The organism is Pseudothermotoga hypogea DSM 11164 = NBRC 106472, from assembly GCF_000816145.1.
In the GTDB taxonomy this organism is placed as follows: domain Bacteria; phylum Thermotogota; class Thermotogae; order Thermotogales; family DSM-5069; genus Pseudothermotoga_A; species Pseudothermotoga_A hypogea.
In genome coordinates, this window is record NZ_CP007141.1 from 1,679,115 (window position 1) to 1,704,584 (window position 25,470).

At 49.8% G+C, this 25,470-nt stretch carries 30 protein-coding genes; 12 read left to right on the top strand and 18 right to left on the bottom strand.

Features of this window, described 5'->3' with window-relative positions; translation table 11 throughout:
* Window positions 1-10: 10 nt before the first annotated feature.
* Together AJ81_RS08215 and nth are read right to left on the bottom strand one after the other, a co-directional pair.
* Complete coding sequence (locus AJ81_RS08215; RefSeq protein WP_031505079.1) at window positions 11-1,552, bottom strand: ABC transporter substrate-binding protein; 1,542 nt, start codon at window positions 1,550-1,552, stop codon at window positions 11-13.
* Between the two features lie 55 nt (window positions 1,553-1,607).
* Entirely contained in the window at window positions 1,608-2,228 is a 621-nt protein-coding gene (gene nth / locus AJ81_RS08220) for an endonuclease III (protein ID WP_031505080.1), read from the bottom strand.
* 56 nt (window positions 2,229-2,284) lie between these two features.
* On the opposite strand from nth, the gene AJ81_RS08225 reads away from it, so the two are divergent.
* The 9 genes from AJ81_RS08225 to scpB are packed head-to-tail and all read left to right on the top strand — an operon-like array spanning window position 2,285 to window position 9,373.
* Window positions 2,285-3,361: a M24 family metallopeptidase gene (locus AJ81_RS08225; RefSeq protein WP_031505081.1), complete on the top strand. Its 1,077-nt coding sequence runs from the start codon at window positions 2,285-2,287 to the stop codon at window positions 3,359-3,361.
* Between the two features lie 15 nt (window positions 3,362-3,376).
* The gene (gene efp, locus AJ81_RS08230; RefSeq protein ID WP_031505082.1) at window positions 3,377-3,934 is read left to right on the top strand and encodes an elongation factor P; all 558 of its coding nucleotides are present in this window, start codon (window positions 3,377-3,379) and stop codon (window positions 3,932-3,934) included.
* Between the two features lie 12 nt (window positions 3,935-3,946).
* Window positions 3,947-4,291, top strand: coding sequence for an Asp23/Gls24 family envelope stress response protein (locus AJ81_RS08235; protein ID WP_031505083.1), 345 nt, complete (start codon window positions 3,947-3,949; stop codon window positions 4,289-4,291).
* A gap of 7 nt (window positions 4,292-4,298) precedes the next feature.
* On the top strand, window positions 4,299-4,721 hold the full coding sequence (gene nusB, locus AJ81_RS08240; RefSeq protein ID WP_031505084.1) for a transcription antitermination factor NusB: 423 nt from the start codon (window positions 4,299-4,301) through the stop codon (window positions 4,719-4,721).
* Window positions 4,722-4,736: 15 nt separating this feature from the next.
* Window positions 4,737-6,383 (top strand): formate--tetrahydrofolate ligase, encoded by a 1,647-nt coding sequence (locus AJ81_RS08245; RefSeq protein WP_031505085.1) that lies wholly within the window; start codon window positions 4,737-4,739, stop codon window positions 6,381-6,383.
* 11 nt (window positions 6,384-6,394) lie between these two features.
* On the top strand, window positions 6,395-7,210 hold the full coding sequence (locus AJ81_RS08250) for a bifunctional 5,10-methylenetetrahydrofolate dehydrogenase/5,10-methenyltetrahydrofolate cyclohydrolase (protein ID WP_031505086.1): 816 nt from the start codon (window positions 6,395-6,397) through the stop codon (window positions 7,208-7,210).
* On the top strand, window positions 7,207-8,187 hold the full coding sequence (gene trpS, locus AJ81_RS08255; protein ID WP_031505087.1) for a tryptophan--tRNA ligase: 981 nt from the start codon (window positions 7,207-7,209) through the stop codon (window positions 8,185-8,187). The genes AJ81_RS08250 and trpS overlap by 4 nt, the downstream gene beginning before the upstream one ends.
* A gap of 9 nt (window positions 8,188-8,196) precedes the next feature.
* The gene (locus AJ81_RS08260; protein ID WP_038059849.1) at window positions 8,197-8,898 is read left to right on the top strand and encodes a segregation and condensation protein A; all 702 of its coding nucleotides are present in this window, start codon (window positions 8,197-8,199) and stop codon (window positions 8,896-8,898) included.
* Window positions 8,876-9,373, top strand: a complete 498-nt coding sequence (scpB, locus tag AJ81_RS08265; RefSeq protein ID WP_031505089.1) for an SMC-Scp complex subunit ScpB — start codon at window positions 8,876-8,878, stop codon at window positions 9,371-9,373. Before AJ81_RS08260 ends, scpB begins: the two co-directional genes overlap by 23 nt.
* On the opposite strand, the gene nuoF (AJ81_RS08270) is transcribed toward scpB, so the two are convergent.
* Genes nuoF (AJ81_RS08270) through AJ81_RS08290 form a run of 5 tightly spaced genes read right to left on the bottom strand, consistent with a single transcriptional unit; the run spans window position 9,357 to window position 14,155 of the window.
* Complete coding sequence (gene nuoF, locus AJ81_RS08270) at window positions 9,357-10,985, bottom strand: NADH-quinone oxidoreductase subunit NuoF (protein WP_031505090.1); 1,629 nt, start codon at window positions 10,983-10,985, stop codon at window positions 9,357-9,359. The two genes, scpB and nuoF (AJ81_RS08270), sit on opposite strands and share 17 nt — an antisense overlap.
* Window positions 10,982-11,473 carry an NADH-quinone oxidoreductase subunit NuoE gene (nuoE, locus tag AJ81_RS08275; protein WP_407636281.1) on the bottom strand — a complete coding sequence of 164 codons (492 nt, stop codon included), beginning with the start codon at window positions 11,471-11,473 and terminating at the stop codon, window positions 10,982-10,984. The genes nuoF (AJ81_RS08270) and nuoE overlap by 4 nt, the downstream gene beginning before the upstream one ends.
* A gap of 12 nt (window positions 11,474-11,485) precedes the next feature.
* Window positions 11,486-13,285: an NADH-quinone oxidoreductase subunit NuoF gene (nuoF, locus tag AJ81_RS08280; protein WP_031505092.1), complete on the bottom strand. Its 1,800-nt coding sequence runs from the start codon at window positions 13,283-13,285 to the stop codon at window positions 11,486-11,488.
* Between the two features lies 1 nt (window position 13,286).
* The gene (locus AJ81_RS08285; RefSeq protein ID WP_031505093.1) at window positions 13,287-13,664 is read right to left on the bottom strand and encodes a (2Fe-2S) ferredoxin domain-containing protein; all 378 of its coding nucleotides are present in this window, start codon (window positions 13,662-13,664) and stop codon (window positions 13,287-13,289) included.
* Entirely contained in the window at window positions 13,661-14,155 is a 495-nt protein-coding gene (locus AJ81_RS08290) for an NADH-quinone oxidoreductase subunit NuoE family protein (RefSeq protein WP_031505094.1), read from the bottom strand. The genes AJ81_RS08285 and AJ81_RS08290 overlap by 4 nt, the downstream gene beginning before the upstream one ends.
* Before the next feature lie 223 nt (window positions 14,156-14,378).
* Between AJ81_RS08290 and AJ81_RS08295 the strand changes: the two genes are divergently transcribed.
* Window positions 14,379-15,494 carry a Y-family DNA polymerase gene (locus tag AJ81_RS08295; RefSeq protein ID WP_031505095.1) on the top strand — a complete coding sequence of 372 codons (1,116 nt, stop codon included), beginning with the start codon at window positions 14,379-14,381 and terminating at the stop codon, window positions 15,492-15,494.
* A gap of 45 nt (window positions 15,495-15,539) precedes the next feature.
* Window positions 15,540-15,896: a cupin domain-containing protein gene (locus AJ81_RS08300; RefSeq protein WP_031505096.1), complete on the top strand. Its 357-nt coding sequence runs from the start codon at window positions 15,540-15,542 to the stop codon at window positions 15,894-15,896.
* Window positions 15,897-15,952: 56 nt separating this feature from the next.
* Here AJ81_RS08300 and gltX read toward each other — a convergent pair whose 3' ends face one another.
* From gltX to minC, 11 genes are all read right to left on the bottom strand, one after another.
* Window positions 15,953-17,383, bottom strand: a complete 1,431-nt coding sequence (gene gltX, locus AJ81_RS08305; RefSeq protein WP_031505097.1) for a glutamate--tRNA ligase — start codon at window positions 17,381-17,383, stop codon at window positions 15,953-15,955.
* Window positions 17,384-17,387: 4 nt separating this feature from the next.
* Entirely contained in the window at window positions 17,388-17,903 is a 516-nt protein-coding gene (locus AJ81_RS08310; protein ID WP_031505098.1) for a TIGR00725 family protein, read from the bottom strand.
* Window positions 17,900-18,610: an LPS export ABC transporter ATP-binding protein gene (gene lptB / locus AJ81_RS08315; protein WP_031505099.1), complete on the bottom strand. Its 711-nt coding sequence runs from the start codon at window positions 18,608-18,610 to the stop codon at window positions 17,900-17,902. The genes AJ81_RS08310 and lptB overlap by 4 nt, the downstream gene beginning before the upstream one ends.
* Complete coding sequence (locus tag AJ81_RS08320; RefSeq protein ID WP_031505100.1) at window positions 18,607-19,077, bottom strand: OmpH family outer membrane protein; 471 nt, start codon at window positions 19,075-19,077, stop codon at window positions 18,607-18,609. The genes lptB and AJ81_RS08320 overlap by 4 nt, the downstream gene beginning before the upstream one ends.
* 14 nt (window positions 19,078-19,091) lie before the next feature.
* Window positions 19,092-19,631 (bottom strand): ComEA family DNA-binding protein, encoded by a 540-nt coding sequence (locus tag AJ81_RS08325; protein WP_051368787.1) that lies wholly within the window; start codon window positions 19,629-19,631, stop codon window positions 19,092-19,094.
* Window positions 19,628-20,335, bottom strand: a complete 708-nt coding sequence (locus tag AJ81_RS08330; protein ID WP_031505102.1) for an SPOR domain-containing protein — start codon at window positions 20,333-20,335, stop codon at window positions 19,628-19,630. The genes AJ81_RS08325 and AJ81_RS08330 overlap by 4 nt, the downstream gene beginning before the upstream one ends.
* Before the next feature lie 2 nt (window positions 20,336-20,337).
* On the bottom strand, window positions 20,338-21,342 hold the full coding sequence (locus AJ81_RS08335; protein WP_031505103.1) for a M42 family metallopeptidase: 1,005 nt from the start codon (window positions 21,340-21,342) through the stop codon (window positions 20,338-20,340).
* Window positions 21,339-22,358, bottom strand: a complete 1,020-nt coding sequence (locus AJ81_RS08340) for a M42 family metallopeptidase (protein ID WP_031505104.1) — start codon at window positions 22,356-22,358, stop codon at window positions 21,339-21,341. The genes AJ81_RS08335 and AJ81_RS08340 overlap by 4 nt, the downstream gene beginning before the upstream one ends.
* Before the next feature lie 13 nt (window positions 22,359-22,371).
* Complete coding sequence (locus AJ81_RS08345) at window positions 22,372-23,373, bottom strand: M20/M25/M40 family metallo-hydrolase (RefSeq protein ID WP_031505105.1); 1,002 nt, start codon at window positions 23,371-23,373, stop codon at window positions 22,372-22,374.
* Window positions 23,374-23,512: 139 nt separating this feature from the next.
* Complete coding sequence (locus tag AJ81_RS08350; protein ID WP_051368786.1) at window positions 23,513-24,127, bottom strand: nucleoside deaminase; 615 nt, start codon at window positions 24,125-24,127, stop codon at window positions 23,513-23,515.
* Between the two features lie 209 nt (window positions 24,128-24,336).
* Window positions 24,337-24,957 (bottom strand): septum site-determining protein MinC, encoded by a 621-nt coding sequence (gene minC, locus AJ81_RS08355; RefSeq protein ID WP_038059859.1) that lies wholly within the window; start codon window positions 24,955-24,957, stop codon window positions 24,337-24,339.
* Window positions 24,958-25,026: 69 nt separating this feature from the next.
* Between minC and fliJ the strand changes: the two genes are divergently transcribed.
* The gene (gene fliJ / locus AJ81_RS08360; RefSeq protein WP_031505108.1) at window positions 25,027-25,470 is read left to right on the top strand and encodes a flagellar export protein FliJ; all 444 of its coding nucleotides are present in this window, start codon (window positions 25,027-25,029) and stop codon (window positions 25,468-25,470) included.

Sequence of the window (25,470 nt, forward strand, 5' to 3'; positions counted from 1 at the left end):
GCGATCAACCTCAGGATCCACTTTCAAGTTCGCAGAAGAAAACCACATTTGGATAAGCGGGATTCGGTGTGAATCCTTTGATCGATTTGTGAACCACATAAATATCGCTGATCTGGTACAGTGGGACTGCAGGCAGATCTCTGCGCAAGATCGTCTCGACCATCTTGTAGAGTTGCTCGGCACGCTTCGGATTCGTCCCTTCGAGTTGCACGGCCTCGTCCATGAGCTTGTCCGCTTCTTCGTTGTAGTAGTAGGAAAGGTTGAACAGCACTTCCTCTTCCGTGTGGAACATACTGAAGAGAAAGTCGTACGGCGTCATCACCGTGGGCCACCAGTACATGATGAACATGTCTTGCGCCTTCGTTGGCTCGCTCCTCGCCCATGCCCACTGTTGTTCCCAGTTCATGGGTCTCAGTTCAACCTCTATGCCGAGTTTCTTCAAACTTGACCAGATGAGCTCCGATGCTTTTTTCTCGCTCTCGTTGGATTGCAGGTACGTCAGCACCAGTTTCACGTTCTTTGGATCAACATTTGATTTTGCAAGTAGCTCCTTAGCTTTCTCCAGATCCTGAGAGAGGGGTGGTAAATGATCTGCATAACCGAACATGCCCTTGGGTATGATCCCTGAAGGTTGCAGACCGTAACCGAGCAGAACGTGATCGATGATCTCTTTGTATGGTATCGCGTAAGCCACAGCGGCTCTGAAGTCTGGATTGCTGAGAGGGAACTTTTTCGTGTTGAAGAACAGATACAGCACCTGAAAGCTGGGTTTCTGAGAGATGTAAACGTTTGGGTTGTTCTCCAGTTTTTTCAGATCGTCGTAAATTAATTCCCTCGTGACGTGGATTTTGCCGGAGGTGACCATCTGCATCCTCAAAGAAGGATCTGGCACGATCTGAATGACGGCGATATCGAACTTCCCTTCAGTCCAACCCTGCCAGTAACCGTCGAACTTTCTCAGGACTACTTGTGTCTTGGGATCGTACTTGGTGATGGTGTAGGGACCTGTGCCTGCATCGTTGCCAGCATTGAACCAGTCCGCAATTGCCTCGTCGTCTCCGATCTGAGCCACCTTCGGACTGAATATGAAGGCCCCATAGCCGGCCGAGGCAATGAGCGGAATGTTCGCAGGATACTTGAGTTTGAAGACGACGGTGTAGGGGTCTGGTGTTTCGATTTCCTGAACGCTGTCCCAAATGTAAGCAGGTCCACCTGCGAGCCTGATTGTTCTCTCGATGGAAAACTTCACAGCTTCGGATGTGAGCTCAGTACCGTCATGAAACTTGACGTTCTTTCTTAACTTGAAGGTCCACACTGTGCCATCTTCGTTCGCCGACCATTCTGTAGCGAGGAGCGGTTCGAGTTTCCCATCCACATAGCGTGTCAGAGTTTCGTAAACGTTGTTCAGCACAATGATGGAGTTGGAGAATTCCGTGCTGGGATCAAGCGTTATCATCTCAGAACCGTAGGCGTAGACGACCATGGTCTGTTTCTGACTGAATGCCACCATAAGTGCCAGTACGAGTAAGGAAACAACCAAGAATCTTCTCATGCGATCGCCCCCTAAACCAAGTTTACTCTAATTATACTGCCGCTGCGCCATGATTTCAACGTCTTTTCTGCAAAAAATAGTTGCATTCCTGGTTCAGAGGACAGTTTTCACATCTTGGTCTCACCGGCAGGCAAATTCTTCTTCCGAACTCCACCATGGAACCGTTCATAGGTCCCCACAGGCGCTTCGGGATCACTTTTTTGAGTTGTTCTTCAGTTTCATCAGGTCGCTTCGTTTTTACGAGACCCAGTCTGTTTGAGATCCTGTGCACGTGTGTGTCCACGGCGATCGCCGGTCGACCAAAGCCCTGGTACAACACTATGTTCGCTGTTTTTCTACCTACACCGGGTAGTCTCAGAAGTTCTTCCAGTTTGTCCGGGACCTTTCCGCCGTACTTTTCGACAAGAATTTTCGCCACCTCAACGATTCTCTGAGCCTTCTGCCTGTACATACCGCTCTTTTTGATGAGTTCGTAGAGATCGATTGGCGATGCTTTCGCAAGATCGAAGACGTCTTTGTACCGGGCAAAAAGCTTTTCGCATGCGCTTTCTGTGTTTTCATCCCTGGTTCGTTGACTGAGTATGGTGCAGATGAGAATCTTGAAAGGATCGGATGAAAACCTTTCTTGTGGGAACAGTTTCACTATCTTCTCGACAATTCTGCCAGGCTCATTCACTGAATCGTCCACCTCATGAAATATTGTACAATCGAAACGATGGAGGTGATCGAAGCATGGAGAGAGTCAAGAAGTTCGTCGAAGCATTGGAGAAGGAAAACGTCGACGCTGCACTCATATGCAACGTGGAGTACTCCTCTCGACCAACGACGATGTATCTTTCGGGGTTCACCGGTTCGTTCAGTTTCCTCGTCATCACGAAGGACTCTCAGTTCATAGTCACAGACTCGAGGTACTTCGAGCAGGCCAAGCAGCAGACCAAGTTCACGCTGGTTGAACATCGCGGATCGAACATTTATGACACCGTCGTTGGTGTACTTGAAACGATCAAACCCAAGGTAGTTGGACTGGAATTTTCTCGAATAAGCCACGACATGTATCTGAAGCTCTCTGAAAAGTACCAGGCTCTTTACAAGCCCATCGATCACATCATTGAACAGATGCGCATGATCAAAGAGCCTCAGGAGGTAGAGTTCATCAGGAAGGCGATTCAGATAAGCGAAGAAGCACTCCTGAAAGTTCTTCCGCTCGTCAAAGAGGGGGTGGCAGAGAAGGACATTGCGGCCGAGCTTGAGTATCAAATGAAGCTTCTCGGCGCTGACGGGATCGCGTTTGAAACGATCGTCATAACAGGACCGAGAACGGCGCTGCCACACGGAAGAGCTTCGGAACGAAGACTGAGGATGAACGAGCCGGTGCTCTTCGACTTTGGCGCAAAGTTCAACGGTTACTGTGCGGACATAACCAGGACTTTCTATTTTGGCAAGCCAGACGAAGAATTCGTGAAGGTGTACAACACGGTCTTTGAAGCTCAATCTCTGGCACTCGAGAAAGGTTCTGGCCGGATGACTGGTAAGGAGTTGGACTCCGTGGCGCGCACGCACATATCCAGCTGTGGTCTTGGTGAATACTTTGGCCACGGTCTTGGTCACGGTCTGGGGCTGGAGGTTCACGAGGCACCGAGGGTGAACCAGAGCAACGAGTCGATCCTACCAGTCGGAGCGGTCGTGACGATCGAGCCGGGAATCTACATCGAAGGTAAATTCGGTGTTAGAATAGAAGAGGATGTCGTGGTACATGAAGACCACCTGGAAAGACTCACCCATCTGGAAAGGAAGCTTCAGATGTTTTGAACGGAGGTGGAAGCTTTGATAGAAGTCTCTGACCTGAGAAAAGGTATGGTGATCATGTACGAAGGAGAACCCTACAGGGTGATCGACGTGAACAAGCACCACATGGCAATGGGTCGAGGTCTTGTCAGAACAAAGTTGAAGAACGTCAAAACAGGCCTCGTGAGAGATGTCACGTTCAGCAGCGGCGACAGAGTGGCTGAGGCCGAACTGTCGTTCAGGAAGGCTCAGTACCTTTACAACGACGGAGATCATTACCACTTCATGTGTCTGGATGATTACGAACAGCTCACTTTCAGTGAAGAAGAGATCGGAGATGCGAAGTGGTATCTGACAGAAAACCTTGAGGTGGACATCCTGATGCTCGAAGAGAGTCCAATAGGGATACAGCTTCCCAACGTTGTGGTGCTCAGGGTCGTTGAGACGGAACCAAGCTTCAAAGGTGACACCGTCGCTGGTGGAGGAAAGCCGGCCGTTCTCGAGACCGGTTTGCGTATTACCGTACCGTTCTTCGTCGAGAAGGATGAGCTGATCAAGGTTGACACGAGGACAGGTGAGTACGTAGAGAGAGCTTGAGGAGGTGATCGTATGGAAAAAGGTTTCGGAACGATCGACATATCCGACAACGCGATAAGGGAGATCGCTTTCAGGAGTGCCTGCTCCGTGCTGGAAATCACCGATGAGAAGAAACAGAAGAAACTCAAGAAGTCGATCGATATCGAGCGAACACCGGAAGACAACATCATAGTTTCGATGAAGATCGCAGTGCCCTTCGGCAAGTCTTTCGTCGAAACAGGGCGGAAATTGATGGAGCAGGTGAAACTCGACATTGAAAGAATGACGGGTCAACAGGTGGTTTCCGTGAACGTAACGATCGAGGACGTTGAGGAATTGGGTGTAACAGAACAGGGGGAGGAAGAGACGAAGGAGTGAACTCAAGATGGCGCGCCGCAGCAAGATGAGGGATTTAGTCTTCAAGATCATATTCCAGAATGAGTTTCGAAAAGATGTCGTTGATGCGGTTCTTCAGGAAGTTCTCAGCAAAGAAAAGTCAGACTCAATTCGCAAAGATGTTGAGAGATACGTGAGGGGCATATACAGTCATATCGATTCCATAGATCAAAAGATATCTTCATGCCTGGAGAACTGGACTTTGGAAAGATTGTCGTCCGTGGATAGGTGCGTTCTGCGATTGGGAACTTACGAGTTGCTTTACGAACCAGATGTCCCCGTGCAGGTGACACTCGACGAAGCGATAGAACTCGCCAAGAGGTACGGAACGGACAACAGTGGGAAGTTCGTCAACGGTGTGCTTGACAGGCTGGCCAAACAGTACGTTCCTGAGGAAAAATGGCGCCTGTGAAGGGAGGAGCCATTGATGACAGGTTCTAACCAGGTTCGGTTGTTGCCCATCGAAGAGGTGGCTAAGAAACTCTCTATTCCGAGAAAGCATCTCAAGCCCTACGGCGATTACATAGCCAAAGTCTCGCACAAATTGCTTTCGGAGCTGAAGCCCAAAGGCAAGCTGGTCATCGTCACTGCGATAACTCCGACACCTGCCGGGGAGGGTAAAACGACCACGAGCATAGGCCTGTCGATGGCACTCAACAAACTCGGTTACAGTTCGATCGTGACCCTCAGAGAGCCATCCTTGGGTCCGGTTTTCGGCATAAAGGGGGGCGCGACGGGTGGTGGCAAGTCTCAGGTTTTACCGATGGAGGACATCAACCTTCACTTCACCGGAGACATACACGCTGTGGCGAGTGCGCACAACTTGATCTCCGCCATGATTGACGCACACGTGAGATTCGGCAACGAGCTCGACATAGATGTGACCAAGATCAACTGGCCCAGAACGATGGATATGAACGATCGTGCGTTGAGACAGATCGTTGTGGCTCTGGGTGGGCATGCGAACGGTTATCCCAGGCAGGATAGTTTCGTGATCACTGCGGCGTCCGAAATTATGGCCATACTCTGTTTGGCCAAAGACTTGCACGATTTGAAGAAGCGCGTTGGCGATGTGGTTGTTGCTTGGACAAGGACGAACAAGCCGGTCAGAGTTTCAGACCTCCAGGTTCAAGGTTCTGTTGCGGTCCTCTTGAAGGATGCCATCAACCCGAACCTGGTTCAAACGAGCGAGAACACCCCTGCTTTCGTTCACGGAGGACCCTTTGCCAACATTGCACATGGGACGAATTCCATAATCGCCACGAAGATGGCGCTTGGCTTGAGCGATTTCGTGGTAACGGAGACGGGCTTTGGCTCAGATCTCGGTGCTGAGAAATTTCTGGACTTCGTTGCGCCGGTAGCTGACGTCAGGCCTTCGGCAGTCGTAATCGTGGCAACTGTGAGGGCGTTGAAATATCATGGAGGAATGAATTTGAAGGAACTGGCCAAACCGAACCTTGAGGCGTTGAAGAAGGGTGTAGAGAATCTCAAGGTTCACGTCGAAAACATGAGAAAGTACCGTGTCCCCGTTGTCGTCGCAATCAACAGGTTCGAAACCGATTCCGATGAGGAACTTCAACTCCTGAAGAAGTGTGTTGAAGACATGGACGTTCCCGTTGCGTTGAACGAAGCTTTCGCAAAGGGTTCCGAAGGTGCGATCGAGTTGGCAGAGAAAGTCGTCCGAGTGGCGGACGATTCCAGGTACGAACCTCTGTTGAAGGGATCAGAATCTGTGCGCGAAAAGATCCAAATACTCGCTCGAGAGATCTATCGAGCCAGGGGGGTTGTTTTCACCAAGGAAGCAGAAACTTCCCTCGAAAGGCTCGAGAAGAACGGTTACGGCAACTTGCCCGTGATAGTCGCAAAGACGCAGTACTCGATCTCTGACGATCCTGACAAGCTCGGTGCACCCAAAGACTACACTTTCACCGTGAGGGATTTTCTCTTGTCCGCTGGCGCAGGTTTCGTGGTCGCTGTGTCGGGAGACATCATGTTGATGCCAGGGCTTGGCAAAAAGCCGAACGCGGTGAACATCGATATCGATGGGAACGGTAACATCGTTGGACTCTTCTGAGGTGATGTCACTTGTTCATCGATTGTAAGAGCATCGCTAAGTCCATAGATGAGGAAACGATAGCCCTCACAAGGCTAACCAAGCCGAAGCTGGTCAGTTTAGCGGTGAATCCAGATGAAGGAACGATCTCGTATTTGAAGAGCCAGCAGAAGAAGGCCAAGAGTTTGAACGTCGAGCATGAAATTTTCGTGTTGGACAACGTTGAAATTCTGTCGGAAAAACTTTTGGAGTTCTCCAAGGACGAGACAGTGCATGGGATCTTCGTGGCACATCCTTTACCGAAGGGTGCCGACGAGCTACAGGTCGCTTCGCTCATCGATCCAGAGAAAGACGTTGAAGGGAGAAACCCTGTCAACCTCGGACGGCTCATGTACGGTGAGGAGGGTTTTGCACCGTGCACCGCTGCTGCCATCGTTGAGATACTCACTCGGACCACACAGCTGATGGGAAAGAACGTCGTGATAGTCGGCCGAAGCAACACGGTTGGTTTACCGTTGAGCGTCATGCTCCTCAGACGTGACAGGAGCGCAACGGTGACGGTGTGCCACACAAAGACGCAGAATCTGGAAGAAAAAACGCTTCAGGCTGATATCGTCGTTGTAGCGGTGGGGCATGCAGGGTTTTTGAAACCTGAGATGGTGAGAGAGAATGCCCTGGTCATAGATGTGGGCATCAACGTGGTGGGTGACAGGGTTGTTGGGGATGTGGATCCAGAGGTCGAAAAAAAGTGTTCGCTCACACCTGTGCCGGGAGGTGTGGGTGTTGTGACCACAGCCATACTGATGAACCGTGTCGCGCGAATCGCATCGAGGGGTGGTAAGGTTTGAGGCTTCTCAGCGGTGTGAGACCCACGGGTAAACCGCACATCGGAAATTACGTTGGGGCGCTCAGGAACTGGAAGTTACTCCAGGACGAAGGTCACGAGTGTTTCTTCTTCGTTGCAGACTGGCATGCTTTGACGACCGCTTACGACGATACGAAGCAACTTCAGGATCACACGGTGGAAGTGATGCGCGCCTTTCTTGCCTGCGGTCTGGACCCCGAAAAGTCTGTTCTGTTCGTTCAATCTGGCGTCAAGGAACACGCTGAGCTGGCGCTGTTGTTCTCGATGATAGTGCCCCTCCCTTGGCTGGAGAGGGTACCCACGTACAAGGAAATGAAACAGCAACTCTCTGAAAAAGACCTGTCCAACGCGGGTTTTCTCCTCTATCCGGTGCTTCAAGCGGCGGACATACTGATCTATCTCGCAGAGGGCGTTCCCGTTGGAGAGGATCAGGTGTATCATGTCGAGCTGACAAGAGAGATCGCACGGAGGTTCAATTACCTTTATGGACCAACCTTCCCTGAGCCACAGGCTGTACTGTCGGTTGTTCCCAAGCTTCCCGGAACCGATGGACGAAAGATGAGCAAGAGCTATGGAAACATAATACCCCTGGAGTGCAGCGCTCAAGAACTGGAAAAGAGTATACTCCCGATGGTGACGGATCCCGCACGAAAGCGCAGGAGCGATCCGGGTGATCCAAACAAGTGTCCTGTGTGGGATTACCATAAAGCTTTCGGAATAAGTGAAGAGGAATCACAGTGGGTTTTCGATGGTTGTACGACCGCGAAGATTGGTTGTATCGATTGCAAGAAACTGTTGCTCAAGAACATGTTGAGGGAGCTGGAACCAATCTGGCAGAGATATTCAAGGATAAACGCACGATTCGCAATGGAAGTCATCGCGGAGGGGAATCGCAGGGCCAAGCGTACGGCCGAGGAAACGATGGCGTTGGTCAGGAGCAGAATGAATCTGCTCTTTTGAGGTGATGGCTTGGAGCTCGTTTTCAGGCTACCTCAGTTTGAAGGACCGCTGGATTTACTTTTACATCTCGCGAAGAAGCGCAAAATAAATGTGCGACAGATTCCCATATCACAGCTCGCCGACGAGTTCATAGAATACGTGGAAAGGATGAAGAAACTCGATTTGCAGATAGCTTCCGACTTTTTCGTGATGGCTTCACAATTGATGGAACTCAAGTCCAAATACCTGTTGCCGTCGCTCTCGGACAGGGAGAGACAGCAACTGAAGAAGTTGGAAGAAGACATCTACAGACGCATCGAGCTCTACGAGCAGGTGAAACAGCTCGCAAATCGGCTCGAAAAGGACATTACAAATTTCCTGTCACGGCGAAAGGTGCGTGTCACACCTGTTCCTTATGTGCAACAGGAGAAGTTGACGAAGATTCTCAAAGCACTTCTGGAAGAAATGAACATAAGGAACTCCGCGCTGAAACTGAAGAGACTTCCCATAACCGTGGATCAGGTGATGAACGAAATCTTGACGGAGCTGACCAACGGAAGCGAGCTTGAAGTATACGAGATCTTGAAGAAGTCCAGCAGCAAGTATGAGCTGATTGTTCGTTTTCTTGCGATACTGGAACTGATACACTTCAGAAAAGTTGAACTGGTAAGTCGAGACGGCACTCTTCTGGTGAGGGGGTACGAGGCATTTGAACCTCAGGGCAATGGTTGAGGCACTGATCTTTGCGAGCCGTGGGATGACTCTGAAAAGGCTTTCGCACTTGTTGAAGGTCAAGGAGGAGGAACTCTCGCAAGTCATCGACCAGATCGAGAAAGATTATCTCGGGGAGGAACACGGTGTCGAGCTCCGAAAGCTGGGTGACGTGTACAAGTTCTACACCAAACCCGAGTACGCACAGTTCGTCGTAAACGCCACGAGCCTACGCACTGTGAAGCTCACTTCCAACCAGTTGGAGATTGTGGCTGCGATAGTTTTGAACGGACCTTTGACGATCGCCGCGATCAACGAGATCAGGGGGAAAGAGTCTTCTCATTTGGTCAGATCTTTACACAAAGCGGGAGTCCTCACGAGAAGGAGAAAAGCAGGAAAATACCTCTACGATCTGAGCAGATCTTTCAGAGACATGATCGCAATAGAAAACGTGCTCGGCCACGAGGCCGAGCACACAATCACACCTTCGTCTTGACTTTCATTGGTTTTTCGAACCTGCACACACCTTTCGGACAGGCCGTGGTACCGATGTGGGCAAGAAAGTCTTCTCTGAAGTTATCCAGTATTGAGAGCAAAGGAACGTTTATACTCTGACCAAGACCACACAGCGAGGCTTCCTGCGTGGTAATCGCGATCTGTTTCAAAGTGTCGAGATCTTCTCTTTTCCCCTGGCCTTTGCTCATCCTGCGCAGAATCTCAACTGCGAGCCTCGTACCTTCACGACACGGTGTGCACTTACCACACGATTCATGTTCAAAGAACTCCATCGTGTTCAGGGCAACGTCGACAGGACAGACGTCCTCGTCCATGGCGAGTATCACACCCGAGCCGATCGACACACCGTGATCTCTGAAAGATTCGTAGTGAAGTGGCACGTCAAGTTTATCAACACCTATGAATGTTCCTGCAGTCCCACCAGTTTGTACCATGTACAGCTGCTTTCCTCCCACCAGGCCCCCACCAAACTTGTAGATCAGCTCCCTGACGGTTACACCCATGGGTACCTCGACGATACCCCTTCTGACGACGTTGCCTACCAGAGAGAAGACCTTGGTCCCGGGCGAGCCCTGCGTACCAAACTGTTTGAACCAGTTCGCACCGTTGAGAATTATCTGTGGAACGTTGGCGAATGTTTCGACGTTGTTTATCACTGTTGGCTTGCCGAATAGTCCATTCGTGGGTGGATACGGTGGCTTGAGCCTGGGCCTGCCAGACTTTCCCTCGATCGATTCCAGCAGCGCGGTTTCTTCGCCGCAAACATACGCACCGGCCCCAAGTCTGACCGTGAGATCGAAAGAGAAACCACTTCCGAGGATGTTCTCACCCAAGAAGCCATACTCGTACGCATCCTTGATCGCTTTCTGTATGTTTTCGACCGAACCGTAGTACTCACCCCTGATGTATATGTAACCTTTCGTTGCTCCCACGGCATAGCCACAGATGATCATCGCTTCTATGACTGAGTGGGGGTCTCCTTCCATGATCAACCTGTCTTTGAAGGTCCCGGGTTCACCCTCGTCCGCATTGCACACCACGTACTTCTGATCAGCCTGAGCCTTCGCTGTGAACTGCCACTTCAAACCCGTTGGAAAACCAGCGCCACCTCTTCCTCTCAAGCCAGATTCCTTGATTGTCTCAATGACCTGCTCGGGTTTCATCTCGAACAGCGCTTTGTGGAGTGCGAAGTAACCATCCCTTGCGATGTACTGATCTATGCTTCTTGGATCTATCATTCCAATGTTCCTCAGCACGATCCGTACTTCTTCCGTGACCTTCTCTCTCTCGACAACGAGCTTGAGGCGTTCTCTGGGTATCTCGAGGGACAGCACGGGCCTGCCTTTCAAGAGGTGCTCTGAAACGATCTTTTCAACGTCTGCCACTGATCGTACGGAGTAATACACATCGTCTGGGAAGACCGCCATCACGACCCCTTGAGTGTAAACACCCATGCTACCGGTCTCGAGCACATCGACCGAGTCTTTCAGGTTGTATTTTTCCAGAGTCTCTCTGAGATAGTTGACGAACTGCTTTGCCCCCAGAAGAATGCTGTTTGAATCAACAGAGACCAGAACGAGTATGGGTTTCATCTCGCATCACCCCTCGCTCTCAGATTTTCGATGATTTCCTTTACCTTCTTCGGTGTCAAGTCACCGTAGTATTCGTCGTTCACCATTATGACGGGGGCGACGCCACAAAGGCCCAGACAGCTCGTTCGCTCGAGCGTGAACAGACCATCCTTCGTGGTCTGGTCGAAATCAATACCGAGTGTCTCTTTCAGCGTTTCGACGATTTGTCTGCCTCCCGTTACGTGGCACGGTAGATTCACACAGACCCTTATGATGTATTTGCCCCTCGGTTTGGTAGAGAACATCGTGTAGAAGGTGAGAACTTCGTAAACTTTGGACTCGGGTACGTTCAGTTCTTCAGCGACGACTTTCGCTGCTTCAACAGGTATGTAGTTGCCGAAACGATCCTGAATCTGGTGCAGGGCGTTGATGAGCATGTCCCTCTCTTCAAGTGCCTGTTTCTTGATATTTCTCACCAATTCCGCAACGGCTTCACGGTCGACCACCAGCGATTCCCCCTCTCACGGTGAGACTTTGCTTATGGCTCCGAACCTGCAGACCTCAATGCAGCTGCCACACCTGATGCACACGTTGTTGTCGATGGAATGAACCTTTCTGAGCTCGCCACTGATGGCGTTCACGGGACACACGCGTGCACACGCGGTGCACCCGACACACTTTGAAGAGTCTATGACGTACCTCACGAGTGCTTTACAGCGTAGCGCGGGACATCTTTTCTCCTTCACGTGTGCTTCGTACTCGTGACGGTAGTATTTCAACGTGCTCAAAACAGGATTTGGTGCGGTCTGACCCAATCCGCACAGGGAAGTATCCTTTATTATGTTGCCAAGCCTTTCAAGTTCTTCCAGATCTTCCTCTGTGCCTTCACCTGAAGTTATCTTCTCCAGGATTTTCAACATTTGACGCGTTCCTTCCCTGCAAGGAGTACACTTACCACAGGACTCGTCAACTGTGAATTCCAAAAAGAACTTGGCAACGTCCACCATACAGTCGTCTTCGTCCATCACGATCATACCGCCAGAACCCATGATGGCTCCAAGCTTTTGCAGCGATTCGTAGTCCACGGGTGTGTCGAAATACTCAGCTGGGATACATCCGCCGCTGGGTCCACCAGTCTGCACGGCCTTGATCTTTTTCCCCGTGGAGGAGCCTCCCCCGATCTCGTACAGCAACTCTCTCAGCGTGATGCCCATCGGCACTTCCACAAGACCTGTGTTCGTGATCTTGCCGGCGAGTGCAAAGACCTTGGTGCCAGGTGATGTTGGAGTTCCGATACTCCTGAACCAGTCCGCACCCTTGATGATTATGGGTGGCACGCAGGCGAGCGTTTCAACGTTGTTTATAACCGTGGGACAACCCCACACACCACTCTGGGCGGGATACGGTGGCTTCACCCTCGGCTGACCCCGTCTACCCTCTATGGATGCGATGAGCGCAGTTTCCTCGCCACACACGAACGCACCTGCACCTATTCGAATCTCGATGTCGAAACTGAAGTCGCTACCAAGAATGTTTTGCCCAAGAAAACCGTATTCCTTCGCCTGAGCTATCGCGATCTGAAGTCTCTCTATCGCGAGGGGATACTCCGCGCGCACGTATATGTAACCTTGCTGAGCACCTACGGCGTAACCTGCTATCGCCATCGCTTCGAGCACTGTGTGTGGATCGCCTTCGAGCACCGATCTGTCCATGAAGGCTCCAGGATCGCCTTCGTCAGCGTTGCAGACGACGTATTTTCTGTCACCTTTGGCCTTTCTCGTGAGCTCCCACTTCAGGCCCGTTGGAAAGCCAGCTCCACCTCTTCCTCTCAAACCGCTGCGTTTGATCTCTTCAACCACCTGATCCGGTGTCATCTCCCTGAGCGCCTTGGTCAGAGCGAAGTAGCCATCCCTGGCAATGTACTCTTCTATGTTTCCTGGATCTATGTATCCAACATTTCGTGTCGCGATTTTCACCTGTTTGGCGAAGAACGGGAGCTTGTCCATCGCTTCAGGTATGACTTCACCTGTGGGCATCTTGTACAAATGTTCTTGCACGATTCTACCCTTGAGCAGATGTTCCTGAACTATTTTGACGGCAGCTTGAGGCGTGAGCTTTTGGTAGAAAACGCCTTCAGGATATATGACCATTATTGGTCCAAGGCTGCATGCACCCATGCAACCAGTTTCGACTATCCTCACAACCTCATCGAGGCCGTATTTCTTTATTTCTCTCTGAAGTGTTTCCTTGACGCTGGTTTCTCCGGACGAAATGCATGCACCTCCGGCGCATATCAGGATGGTACTCGTGGTGAGTGGCACATCACATCTCTCCCTTTCTCACTAACAAATCGGAAACGATCTGATTTTCGAGTATGTGAAGTTTCACGATTCGCTTCGCGTTCTCCGGAGTCACGTGCCCATACACCACAGGTTCTTGCCCTTCGAGACGGACTTCGATCGTGGGTTCCACTTCGCACAGCCCCATGCAACCAGATTGCACCACCGCAATGTCGTTGATGTTGTTCTCAGTGAGAGCTTCAACGACTGCTCTCAGCGTTTCCTTCGCTCCAGCGGCGATACCGCACGTACCCATCGCCACGGTGATCTTGCCTCTCTTACCCGTGTCCCTGAGCTGCAATTCCTTCAACGCTTTCTCCTTGATTTTCATGAGATCCTCGATAGATTTAACTTTACTCATGACTTCACCTCCCTGTACTTGGCTATGATTCTCGGCACCATGTCCGGTTTCATCCTGCCGTAGAAATCCTTCTCGCCGACCAGTACAACAGGTGCCATACTGCACGCACCTAAGCATCTAACCGCGTGCACGGAGAACTGACCATCTTTCGTTGGTTTTTCCGGCTCTACACCGAGTTCCTCTAAGAAGCGTTCAAAAACTCTGTCGGCTCCTTTTACATAACACGCCGTTCCGAGGCATACCTTTATCTGTACCTTGCCCTTCGGCGTTGTAGAGAAGAAGTTGTAGAACGTGACAACTCCGTAGACTTGTGACACCGGGATGTTGAGCGCATCGGCTATGTACTGCTGAACCTGCGGTGAGAGATAACCAAAGATCTCCTGAGCCTTTTGGAGGACGGAGATGAGTTTGTCGGGTGTTGCGTTGATGGACTTGATGTACTCGTCGAGCTCTTTGAAGAGTCTTTCTCCCGTCGTGCAGACGTCCTGCAACTGCTTCACCTCCTGTTAAGAAATTCACAAGGTCTGAGAAGATTATATCACTGACACCGCCCTGGAGTTCATCTCAGTTGCGATGAACTTTGCCATTGAACTGAGTGGCACGCCGTATCAGGACTCGAGTCGATCGGAGAGAACTCGTTTGCACTCCAACTTATAGGTATTCATAAGTTGACATTTAATCATAAGTATACTATAATTGTGTGGGGTGTATCCGATGGTGGCGTTGTTGGACATGGATGCTTTCTTTGCCTCCGTTGAGTGTGTGAGAAATCCTTTTCTGGGCGGTAAACCCGTTGCAGTGATAGGGTGGGGGAAGAGGACAGCGATATCCTCCGTGAACTACATTGCGAAAAAGTTCGGTATAAAGACTGGCATGGCACCGCAGATGGCCAAAAAGTTGTGTCCAAATTTGGTCCTGGTGAAGGCTGACTTCGCCGAGTATGAGTCCATTTCTCTGGACATAGAATCGCTCGTGTGCAGATTTTTCCCCATTTACGTCAGAAGTAGCATAGACGAGTTTTACATAGATCTCAACATCACCAACCCGATCGAGAGGCTGAGGAGATTGAAACAGGAAATTTTCCAAAAACACCGTCTGACCTGTTCCATCGGAGTCGCGCCAAATCCTGTCTTGAGTAAGATCGCTTCCGAGATGTGTAAACCGGATGGTTTTAAAGTGGTGGACAAAGAACAGATCCTTCCTTTTGTACAACATCTACCGATCTCCGTCATTCCCGGTGTTGGGCAGAAGACGGAAGAGTACTTGAAGCGAATGAAGGTCGAAACCGTGAAGGATTTGATAGAATTTTCAAAAACGTCTTTCGCACCGGATAGTGTAAAAGATCTCGTTTCTTCTCTCTTGAGTGAAGACTTCGACAGAAAAGAATTCTTCAGGAGAAAACCTCCGAAGAGTTTCTCCCACATGAAGACTTTTGATCTCGACGTGTCAGAAAGTTACACCTTGAAACAGGTGGCGATATACCTTCTTTACAGAGCCTATCTAAGAATGGTCAGGGAAGGTTACGGTGCGAGGACCGTTTCTCTGATCGTCAAAAGCGCGAAATCTGGTACAGTTTCCTGTTCGAAGAGTTTGAGCGATTGGTCAAACGATTTTTTGAAATTCACCGAACTCTTGGATTCGATCCTCTCACGAGTCATTGGAGATGCTCCGGTTAGGATGCTCGGAGTATCACTCAGCGATGTCAAACCCATGGATGCAGTCCAGCTTCATCTCTTCAGAGACAGTGAGAAAATCATGAGAGCCTTTCAACTCAGCGGTGTTGAGATATCTTCGAAACTCTTCATGAAAAAGGTGAGCCGTTGTGTTTGATCTTCGAAAAGCGATCTGTGGTACAAAAGAATGGGAGGTGTCACGATGGTCTTCAAACCCGAAGGCATGAGAAGAGAAATCGTTCAAAACATGAGGGGCGGAAAGGGGCAAGTGGAAATAGTTCATCTGGTCGAAAAGGACCTGCTCGCCAACGAAGCGAGGTTGTTCGCAAAACTCACGCTGAAGCCCGGTGCGTCCATAGGTCCACACACGCACGAGAACGAATTCGAAATCTTTTTCGTCCTTTCTGGGAAAGGTATCTTCTACGACAATGGCAAACCTGTGGAGATAGAAGCAAACGATATTTGTCTCACCATGTCAGGTGAGACGCACTCTGTGGAGAACAACTCAAATGAAGACCTTGTACTTCTGGCGGTCATAATACTATTGCCGAAAAATTGATCCTGATTCAAAGCTCAGATTTGATTAAACAAAGGCGCTGTTCGCAGAAGCCACCTCTAAGTTTGAGCTGTTCTTTCCCGAATCTTTGTACTTCGGTATTCCAGGGCCCTGGTTAACCGTTCTGTTGTTTTCTGCTTTCCAAGAATCGAGAGAGTCTCGAAAAGACCGGGTGTAACAAGCCGTCCGGTCACGGCACCGCGAAGCGTCTGAAATACTTTGTTCTTCGATGCAATGCCAAGTCCTGCCAGATCACGACACACCCTCTCGGTGCCCGCGACGCTCCAATCCTCGAGGCTGATGAACATATCAATCGCTTTCTTCAACAGCTCTTCAGCAAACGGACTCAGCAAGTACTCTGAGACGAATTGTTCCTCAAAGCTGTAATCGTCGAAAAAGAACGGATACGCGAAGTCGTACAGCTGTGCGAGTGTGTTGACCTTCTCACGACACACCTGAACGACTCTCAGCATGTAAGGTCTTTCCACCTGTGGCATCTTCTTACCCGCGAAGCTGATCCAGTCGTTGAACTCCTCGAGTAACTCTTCAATATTCATCAATCTCATGTGCTTTCCGTTCACCCATTCCAGTTTCGATGGGTCAAAGATGACGCCTTTGTTCGAGATCGTGCTCGGATTGAAGTGTTTCACTTTCTCTTTAACATCGAATATTTCCTCTTCCCCTACGCTCCAACCTAACAGTGCAAGGTAGTTCATCAAGCCTCTACTCAGTATGCCAATTCTCCTAAAGTGCTCAACACTGGTGGCACCGTGGCGCTTGCTCAAAGGAGTTCTGTCGAAACCAAGGATCAAGGGAATGTGCATGAACTGAGGTATATCCCAGCCAAGAGCTTCATAAATCATGATCTGCTTCGGTGTGTTAGAAACATGGTCTTCACCACGGAAGACGTGGGTTATGCGCATGAGGTGATCGTCTATGACGACGGCGAAGTTGTAGGTTGGAAAACCATCCGATTTGATCATGACAAAGTCTTCTATCGTTGAGTTGTCGAATTCCAGTTCGCCTTTCAGCAGATCGTAGAACTTCGTTTTACCCTTTTGTACTTTAAACGTGATCGTCACGTCGTGACCCTGGTCGACATAGTCCTTTGGAAACTCGAAGGTTCTCAGCAACTCCTTCTTCTTGTCGATTTTGTCGTAGACGGTGTAGTATGCACGACCCATTTCGACGAGTTTTTTCGCGTACTCTGAGTAAATACCCGCCTTCGTCCTTTCGCTTTGTCTGTACGGGCCGTAAGGACCTCCCACGTCCGGACCCTCATCCCAATCTAATCCGCACCATCTCAGCGCATCCAAGATGGCCTGCTCGTACTCTTTCGTCGATCGTTGCAGGTCGGTGTCTTCTATCCTGAGTATGAATTTTCCGTCCATCCTTCGTGCGTACAGCCAGTTGAAAAGTGCCGTTCGAGCCCCTCCGACATGTAGATATCCTGTAGGGCTTGGTGCGAATCTCAACCTCACTTCGCGCACGATCTTACCTCCCGATCTTTTCCAGTAACTCGAGTACTTGTGATGAGTTCTTCGCTCTATGAACTTCAACGATCTTCCGATTGTCAAGATACTTGCCTTCTATGAGTACTTGCGTGAACCTGTCCGTCCAGCCACCTGTACCTTCGAAAAGGATGATAGGTTTGCCCCTCGCGTACGCTATCAGAACCTCTATCGCTGTTCCGATTTCCCCACCGATCGAGATCACCACATCGCTCGTTTGGACCAAAACGAGGGACCTCGTGACGTTGTCGAACGGGGTTTTGATCCTGATCGTCAGGTACGTGTTGCCCTCTTCTCCTTCTGGAAGTACTCCTATGATGGTACCACTTGCTCGTCTTGCACCCTGACTGACCAGTTCCATCACACCGTCCCGCCCACCACACACGATCGTGTGGCCTCTCTTTGCCAAAGCTTCACCGAGATCCAGACAGACATCTGCTATGTCTCGCACTGGTGAACGATCGGTCGGGCCAGAATAACCGACGATTGCGACATTCATGTACCCAGATAGACCTCCTTGACCACAGGATCGTTCAGAACCACCTGAGGCTCACCGTGCGCGATGATCTTTCCCTTGTGTATGATGTACAGTCTGTCCACGACGGGCACGAGTGCATCCACGCTGTGGTCGGTCACAATTATACCTATGTTTCTGGCACTGAGTGAGCGAATCATCTGCTGTATGTCCTTGACCGTCTTTGGATCGATACCGACGAAAGGTTCATCAAGGAGCAAAAAGAGTGGTTTCAAAGCCATCATCCTTGCAAGCTCCAGCCTTCTTTTTTCGCCACCGGAAAGATCCGAAGCGTACTGATCCCTCAATTCCCAGATGCCAAACTCTCGCAAGAGTTCTTCTACCAGCTTTCGACGCTCGAGCTTGTCCTTCACTCTGAAACGGAGCACAAAATCGATGTTTTCCCAGACCTTCATTCCTGTAAAGACCGATGTTTCCTGCTGCAGGTATGTAACACCAAGCCTCGCACGACGGCTAACAGGCATGTTGGTAATCTTCTTGTCTCCCAGATACACCTCGCCCTTTGTGGGTGTCACCAAGCCGAGGATCATGTTGAACAGAGTCGTTTTACCTGCACCGTTTGGTCCGAGTAGTCCCACAACTTCGCCCTGGCGCACGTGCAGATCGACGTTGTTCACAACAGTTTTTCTTCCAAACTTCTTGACCAACCCTTGGCAAACCATTTCCGTCATTGGTTCTTGAGATAGTTGACCAGTTGTTCCGTCACATCGTACGCGTCGTCCGCGTAAAGCAACGCTTCTTTCTTAAGAACGAAATCGTAGCCCATCGCTTTCGCAAAGGCCTCTATTTTCTCAGCAAGTTCGTTGAGCACCGTCTGCATCTTCGGCTGATACTCACTCTGCAAGAGTTGTTCGTACTGTTGTTTCCTCGAAGCTATCTCTGCCTGTTTCTTTTCAATCTCGCTCTGTGGAGCCCCGGCTTTCTGTAGCTTGTCGAGCTCGGCCAGCAACTCGTTCAATTTTTGCTGGTAGAACTGTGCATCCTGCGCATATTTCTGGTTCAGCTCTATCCACTTCGGATACTCCTGCACCACTCGGTTCACGTCCGCAAAAACGATGCGAGGGTTGCCAGCACTCGAACCATAGAGGAAAACAAGCACAAGTGCGAGAACTACTCCAACGATCACGATGCGTTTCACTCTCACAGCACCTCCTAAAATGTTATGAAATCTTTGATCTTCTCCAACGTCTTGGGACCTATGCCTGGTACCTTCAAAAGATCCTCTGGGCTTGAGAAACGTGTTTGTTGCCTCATCTTGATGATCTCGCTCGCCTTGACTTCACCTATGCCAGGTAGACTCATCAATTCTTCCAGGCTCGCCGTGTTCACGTTGATCTTTCGCTGAGCCGCGGCGACGTCGGCCACTGTAAGGTTCACGTAAGGTGCCAACATCTCCACCGTCTTCTTTCCGATTCCCGGTACACGTTCAAGATCGGCAAGGCTTCCGAATGGACCGTTCTTCTCTCTGTATTCTACGATCAACCTCGCCTTCGTTTCGCCTATGCCGGGCAAAGCCATCAAATCTTTCTCGCTCGCCGTGTTCACATCTATGGGAAATTCAACCGTTTTGCGAGTCTCTACAATGGCTTGTTCACTGCTTCTTGTCTTCAACTCCACGATAGCTCCACTCAGTAGAAGCACCCCGACGAACAGTAACAGCATCAGTCTCTTTTCCGAGGTGGAAAACTTCAAGGACTGATCCTCCCAGCGTAACCGACTTTACTGGTGCCGGATATTCTCATCACCTCATTCCAGTTCAGATTCTTGTTGAATTCTTCTGCCAGTTCGATCGTTGGGAAGGCGCCAACAACGACAGTGAACCAATCCCTGCCATCCCTGGTAAATTTCATCATGTACGACGGATAACCTGCGCTCCTCAGTGCGAGCATCTTTTCCAACGTTGAGTCCTTGTTCGTACTGGATAACACGAACACACCGTACAGCGCTGTGTATTCGCGTTTGTCTTGCAGCTTGTGACCCCCAACGATGCTTATGCAACACGTCTCGCTGGAAATCTCCGTTATCAAGAACGGTTTGTCTGCTGCTCGGATCACTCCCAGTGCCTCATTTGGTTCCAAGACATACGTTGAAACCGTGACGCCTTTTTCAACCATTTCTGTGGCTTCGAGCAACAGCTTTTTGTAGTCGTAAGTTTCCTGTTGATACACCCCGGTGAGTTGCTCTGGAACGATTGGTTCCTCAAACTCTTGCTCTGTTTGTGGCACCTCGATCTTCGCTGGAGGAAGTTCCACAATTTCGATTCTCACTCTTTCGCGACTTTTCACCAAGAGAAAAGTTGCGAGACTGAATCCCACGAATCCCACACTGAAGATCACTATCAACAGAGCCAGTATGCGCGCCTGCGTATCGGTCAGTTTGATCTCTCTGCGCGGCATTATCACACTCCTTTCATAGCGTACTCGATCAACAGTTGTACAGTGTTTTCCACATCGGATTTGCACACCATTTCACTGGGACTGTGCACGTACCGGGTTGGTATCGAAACTGTTGCGGAGGCAATACCAGCCCTGGTTCTTTGCAAAGCTGCAGCGTTGGTACCTCCAAAGGTGAGAACTTCCATTTGGTAAGGGATTCCACCGGCTTCAGCGAGTTCAACGAGCTTTTCAACGACCATTCTGTTGCTGATCGAAGCTTTGTCCTTGACCTTTATCGCCGGACCTTTTCCAAGCACCATGGAATGCCTCTTGAAAGCCTTTGGATAGTCAGCTGAATCCGTTACATCGATCGCTATACACACGTCTGGCGAAAGAGTGTAAGCTGCAACGGAGGCTCCCACCAAACCGACTTCCTCCTGAACGGAGAAAGAACCTATAATCGTGTTCGGACAAGAGTTCAACCTCTTAAACAGTTCAACGATCACCGCACAGCCTATCCTGTCATCCATCGCCTTGCTCACCAGATAGTCTCCCATCTCATAAAAGTGGCTGTCATAGACACCGAAAGAGCCAATGGGAACCTTGTTTTTCGCTTCTTCGTAACTCCTGGCACCTATGTCGACGAACATGTTGTCCAAACTGAGATTATTCCAGTTCTTCTTCCTCTCTTCCTCCGTTTCACCCTCAACGTACGCGACCCCTACCACATCTCCAAATCTCACGCGATGCCCGACAAAGGTGTGAGGCAACACTCCCCCAACGGCGTCAACCCTCAAGAAACCTTTCTCGGTGACGTTCGTCACCACCAGTCCGATCTCATCGCTGTGGGCGTCGAACAAAATTTTCTTTCCACTGCTTCCATATTTCCACACGAGCAGATTTCCAACTGCGTCGAATTTGTAACCGTCTATGTGGTCTGACAGCTCTTCAAGTATCAACTGATGCACCTCAGATTCCCTGCCACTTGGACCATACGCTTCTGTCAGTTTCTTGACGAGTTCTGTCATCTTGCGAATACCTCCCCTTCTTCGAGGATCTTCTCTATCAAACGAACCGTGTTCGCGTAATCTTCAAGATCGATCATGCAAACGGGACTGTGAATGTATCGGGTTGGAACTGAGATCACACCTGACGCTGTTCCGGGGCCCGTTCTGACCAGTCTGCCAGCATCTGTGGAACCCTGTGTCCTTCTCCTGAACTGGTAAGGTATTCCGTATTTCTCAGCGACCGACAAGATGGCTTGGAAAACCTTTTGGTTGACCACGTAACCGCTGTGCATGAAGGTCACGGCAGGACCCTCACCCAAGTGGGTTGACCAGCGATCCTTCTCCAGTCCCGGATCATCCCCAGCGATGGTGCCTTCGATGACGATGGCAACGTCTGGCTTCACCTGTTCCACCACGACCGCGCTGCCACGCAGTCCGACTTCTTCCTGAACAACGAAAGCAAAGTAAACGTCGTTCTCATAGCGCTTCTGCTTGTCTATGACATCCATCAACACCGAACAGCCCACGCGATCGTCGAACGCCTTGCCACTCGCCCTGCGACCGTTTTCTCTGTACTCGGTAACGAAGTTCACGTAGTCACCTATTTTGACGATTTTCAGGGCTTCTTCTTTGCTTTTCGCTCCTATGTAGATTCTCAGCTCTTCGAACTTCGGTGGTCTAAGCAACTGATCTTTCTCTTGAAGATGTATCGGTTTGAATCCGATCACACCCGGGATCGAATCGTTGACCTTCACCTGCTTGCCTATCACCACCTGAGTTTCCACAGATCCGACCGGAGCGAAGCAGAGCGTACCATCTTCATCGATGTTCGTCACCATGAACCCTACTTCGTCCATGTGCGCGGCCAAGAGAATCTTTCGATTAGCTTTCGTACCTTTCTTCAAAGCGATGAGATTGCCGAGCCTGTCTTCCCAGACCTCATCGACTTTACCTTGGATCTGCTGTTTTATGAAACTACGCACCCTGCTCTCGTCACCGGAAGTCCCATTGATCACAGACAAGTCTCTCAGATACAAAACGAACACCTCCTCACTCGGCCACGATCAATGCCAAGAGCCTTGCCGTTTCTTCGACATCCCTCGGATCGACCACCTCGACGGGCGTGTGCATGTACATGAGTGGTATCGACACGAGCAAGGTTTTAACACCGATGCGTGTAATCTGTACCTGGTCTGTGTCCGTACCGGAACGGCCCGGTATCGGTTCAATCTGTGTTTTCACTCCGTTTCTCTGCGCAGTTTCAACCGCACGTTTATAGAATTCCGAGTCGATCGCCGGTCCAACTGACAGCACGGGACCCTCACCGAGTTTGATCGTCGGAAATGCACTCTGTTTCACGTTCGCGTGGGTCACATCGATAACGATCGCTTCGTCAAGTTCAAGTTCATAAGCAATTGAACCAGCTCCCGGGCCACCGATCTCTTCTTGACTCGAAAAGATGAAATACACGTCTGATTCGTGCCTCAGCCTTTGAAGTGACTCTACTGCAAGCAAGAGTGAAGCACACCCAGCCCTGTTGTCCAAGGCCTTACCGCAGATTTTACCGTTTATCTCCATCGCCTTGACATCAAATACACAGACGTCACCGACACGCACATCGTCTGCAGCAGTGTCGCACGAGACATCAACAAAGATCTTGTCGTAATCCGGGAAACGCGCTCTGTGTTCTTCTTTTTGAAGGTGAGGAGGAAGCGTGCCCACGATACCGCTGACGGTTCCTTTCTTCGTGTACACCTTGACCCTCTGCGCGAGTAAGACTTTCGGATCGACACCGCCGACAGTTTCAAGCCTGAGAAAGTTTCCTTCTTCCACCTTTGCCACGACAAGACCAATCTCATCAACGTGCGCGAAGATTCCAACCTTCTTTCTGCCTGAACCTTTCACCTCGCCCACGAGTGTGCCGACCTTGTTGCGCCAAGTTCTGTCGCACACCTTTGCCAGCATGGGCTCTATCGCATCGAGCACGATTGTTTCGAAACCAGATGGTCCGTCCAAATTCGACAACTGCATGAGCAACTCCTTCGTGTTCAACGCACATCACTCCTTTGTCTCAGAACTTGATACTCAAGGTGTTCTTGACATCTTGCTTTTTGTTGGATCTAATCTTTTATGGAAAATCAGAACATGCTCGTGTTATGAAGAACGCAAATCCTTTTGAGTAAAGATCGATTCACCCACGAGTAGATCTTTCAACGATATCAATGAATTGAGCTGCGCCGAGTTCGTTAGCCATGATTTTATCGTAGACACCACTTTCTCTTAATTGTTCGGCTATGGAATATTCAGCTGGATACATCGAAATATAAGTCTGCCAAAATCCCGCGCGTTGCACATAGCTTTTATCGCACAGAAAACCCACCAGAACCGCCTGGATCTTTTCGAGTTTCTTGTTTTGACAAATGTTTATCTTCTTTCTGCTGTAGTACTGGGTCAAACCGTACAGATTCAATCCACCACCCACACCATCTTTCATTCCATAGACCACGTTCTTTATTCCCGACATGTAGATCGCTCCAAAACACATGACACACGGTTCCATAGAAGTATAAATAACGTAATCAGAGACGTCTAAATCGTCTGGGATTCTTTTCATAGAAACCAGTGCATTCAATTCAGCATGAGCAATGCTGTTACCAAAGACTGGATAACCTTTAGGCTCTGATTCGTGAATGGTGTTTCTACCCTTTGAGATTATCTGTCCTTCAGCATTTGTAATTACCGAACCGACTGGAAAACAACCTGACCTCAATGACTCAAGACAAAGCTCAACTACTTCGATCTCCATCATGGTACCTCCAAAAACCAGTTGATTCAAGTTAGTCACCAACAAACAACGTTTTGAGTAAAGAAGAAGTCATACCAACCAAACACGACAGGGGTTTCGACCCATACCGTCAGTATTCTATGACCATCCTTGGTTTTGATAAACGTTCACCTCTGCCGCTCCTAAGACTTCTCCAACGATAGCTTGTGATGACGAGACCGGTACACTTATCAAGCTTTGGCTTTTTCCACAACGATCTTACCATTTTTCACCTGAACTATGACCGGTTCTTCGTAGTTTGACACTTCTCTCAGGATGTATCCGGAAATCTGGAGCAACGTCGGTTGCATGCTCAAAGCGGCGATGATCGCGCTGTCTCCTTCGTTCAGACCGGCTCGAAGCGTACCCTTGACGTTGCCGAAAACAACAATGGAACCACCTGCAAGCAGTTCTGCACCCGCATGAACATTACCCAAAACCACGATGTCTCCCGAATGAACCACGGCCTGACCCGATCTGACATGCTTCTTCACAACTTTGGTGCCAGATCTCGTTTCGCGCTCCTCGAGCAACTTCATCCTGCTCAAGGAACTCAAATCGTTCTGAAAAGACTCACCTATAAGAATTTGCGCAACATCTATCCCGTGCTGTCTCAACAGTGAAACGATTCTGGGTATGTCGTGTGAGTGCATTTCGTGCCTTTCCATCATGAGCATGATCTTGTCACCCGCGGCAAAGAATCCCTTCATCTGAGAAAGCTTCGACACGATTTGATCAAGTATCACCTGGATGCTCTCGTAATCCTTTATCACCAGCACGAGCCCATCTTTAGTCATCTTGAAGTCCACCAAGTCCATCGTCGCACCTCCACAGCCGTTCTGAAAATCATTGTATCACTTATAATATTCTTGGGTGTTGGTATGTTCAGATTCAGACTGTCAAGACTTCTATCGCTGAAAATGTCGCAGGAAGAACAGCTCAAAATACAGCTGAGCGCGCTAAGGACTGAGATGAGACGCATTGAAGACAGTCTGAGAAAATGTGAGGAACAGTTGAAGGGCCTCCAGCTGAAAACCTTGACCCTGTCGTCACGAGGAATAAGTGGCTTAGAACTGTCGCAGCTTTTGACCTACAAAGATTCGATTCAAGCTGAACTCAGTCTTCTAATGGAGAAGTTAACTCAGCTCAGACAACAGGAAGACATCCTGAGGAATCAGTACCTCGAAGCGAGGAAGGAAAGAAAAATACTTCAGAACCTGAGGGAAAGAAGGTTCAGAACGTATGTGTTCGAGCAGGATCGAGCACACAGACTCTACCTTGACGAACTGGCTGTTAGAAAATTTGCCGTCTCAAAGCAAGATTGA

Coding starts and splice junctions, on each gene's coding strand:
- nusB (WP_031505084.1), top strand. CDS start 4,299: ATGGCGCGCCGCAGCAAGATGAGGGATTTAGTCTTCAAGATCATATTC.
- AJ81_RS08295 (WP_031505095.1), top strand. CDS start 14,379: ATGGTGGCGTTGTTGGACATGGATGCTTTCTTTGCCTCCGTTGAGTGT.
- AJ81_RS08235 (WP_031505083.1), top strand. CDS start 3,947: ATGGAAAAAGGTTTCGGAACGATCGACATATCCGACAACGCGATAAGG.
- nuoF (WP_031505090.1), bottom strand. CDS start 10,985: ATGAAACCCATACTCGTTCTGGTCTCTGTTGATTCAAACAGCATTCTT.
- lptB (WP_031505099.1), bottom strand. CDS start 18,610: ATGACGGAAATGGTTTGCCAAGGGTTGGTCAAGAAGTTTGGAAGAAAA.
- AJ81_RS08245 (WP_031505085.1), top strand. CDS start 4,737: ATGACAGGTTCTAACCAGGTTCGGTTGTTGCCCATCGAAGAGGTGGCT.
- AJ81_RS08330 (WP_031505102.1), bottom strand. CDS start 20,335: ATGCCGCGCAGAGAGATCAAACTGACCGATACGCAGGCGCGCATACTG.
- AJ81_RS08300 (WP_031505096.1), top strand. CDS start 15,540: ATGGTCTTCAAACCCGAAGGCATGAGAAGAGAAATCGTTCAAAACATG.
- AJ81_RS08215 (WP_031505079.1), bottom strand. CDS start 1,552: ATGAGAAGATTCTTGGTTGTTTCCTTACTCGTACTGGCACTTATGGTG.
- AJ81_RS08285 (WP_031505093.1), bottom strand. CDS start 13,664: ATGAGTAAAGTTAAATCTATCGAGGATCTCATGAAAATCAAGGAGAAA.
- AJ81_RS08335 (WP_031505103.1), bottom strand. CDS start 21,342: ATGACAGAACTCGTCAAGAAACTGACAGAAGCGTATGGTCCAAGTGGC.
- AJ81_RS08225 (WP_031505081.1), top strand. CDS start 2,285: ATGGAGAGAGTCAAGAAGTTCGTCGAAGCATTGGAGAAGGAAAACGTC.
- AJ81_RS08310 (WP_031505098.1), bottom strand. CDS start 17,903: ATGAATGTCGCAATCGTCGGTTATTCTGGCCCGACCGATCGTTCACCA.
- fliJ (WP_031505108.1), top strand. CDS start 25,027: ATGTTCAGATTCAGACTGTCAAGACTTCTATCGCTGAAAATGTCGCAG.
- AJ81_RS08350 (WP_051368786.1), bottom strand. CDS start 24,127: ATGGAGATCGAAGTAGTTGAGCTTTGTCTTGAGTCATTGAGGTCAGGT.